Source organism: Bradyrhizobium sp. P2_E8, from assembly GCF_056403875.1.
This window is the reverse complement of the sequence record NZ_JBFUES010001666.1, coordinates 1-908: the sequence shown is the minus strand read 5'-3', so window position 1 is coordinate 908 and position 908 is coordinate 1. Positions and strand designations below refer to the sequence as shown.

Below are 908 nucleotides of genomic sequence, written 5' to 3'. Positions count from 1 at the left end.
GCCACGATGACCATGCGCATCATGATCACGGCCATCACCATCACGATCATGGCGACCATCATCATGACCACCACGGCCATGATCATCATGGCCACGATCACCATGCCCATGACCATGCCGCGCATGACCATGGGCACGATCACCATCATCACGACGARCATTGCGACCATCCCGACCACCACCACGGCCACAAGCATGCTCATGACCACAAATGAGCCGGTCAATGCCGGTGACCTCGCCGCGCGCGAGGCGGCGGCGCTGTACCGGCTGATGACCTGGCTGTCGCCGGCGTTTCCCGTCGGCGGCTTCTCCTATTCCAGCGGGATCGAATGGGCGGTCGAGGCTGGCGATATCACCGACACGGCGACGCTCGCCGACTGGCTCGATGCGATGCTCGGCGACGGTTCGGGCTTCTGCGATGCGACGTTCCTGGTCCAGGCTTATCGCGCCACTGAAGCGGGCGAGGAGACCGCCTTGCGCGACATCGCTGAGCTCGCCGCGGCGTTTGTGCCGTCGCGTGAGCGGCAGCTCGAGACGACGTCGCAGGGCCGCGCCTTCATCGACATCGCCCGCGCCGCGTGGGATGCGGAGGGACTGGATGCCATGGTTGCGGCATGCGGCACGCCATTGGTCTACCCCGTCGCGGTCGGCGTGGTCGCCGCGATGCACGGCGTTCCGCTGGCGCCGACGCTGCACGCCTTCCTGCACGCTGTGGTCTCGAACTGGATTTCCGCGGCCAGTCGCCTCATTCCGCTCGGCCAGACCGACAGCCAGCGCGTGCTGGTGCGGCTGGAAGCAGCGGTTGCCGCGACCGCCAATCGTGCGCTGAGTGCAACGCTGGACGATCTCGGCAGCGCGACGTTTCGCGCAGACCTCGCCAGTCTGCGGCACGAGGCGCAGTATACGCG

At 66.4% G+C, this 908-nt stretch carries 2 protein-coding genes; one reads left to right on the top strand and one right to left on the bottom strand.

The window, feature by feature from the left end:
- The coding region (locus AC1D00_RS43090; protein WP_477014918.1) for a hypothetical protein at positions 1-203 on the bottom strand (203 nt) is incomplete at its 3' end.
- Here AC1D00_RS43090 and AC1D00_RS43085 point away from each other — a divergent pair.
- Positions 196-908 (top strand): urease accessory protein UreF (locus AC1D00_RS43085; protein ID WP_477014917.1); only part of this gene is annotated, 713 nt, incomplete at its 3' end. The two genes, AC1D00_RS43090 and AC1D00_RS43085, sit on opposite strands and share 8 nt — an antisense overlap.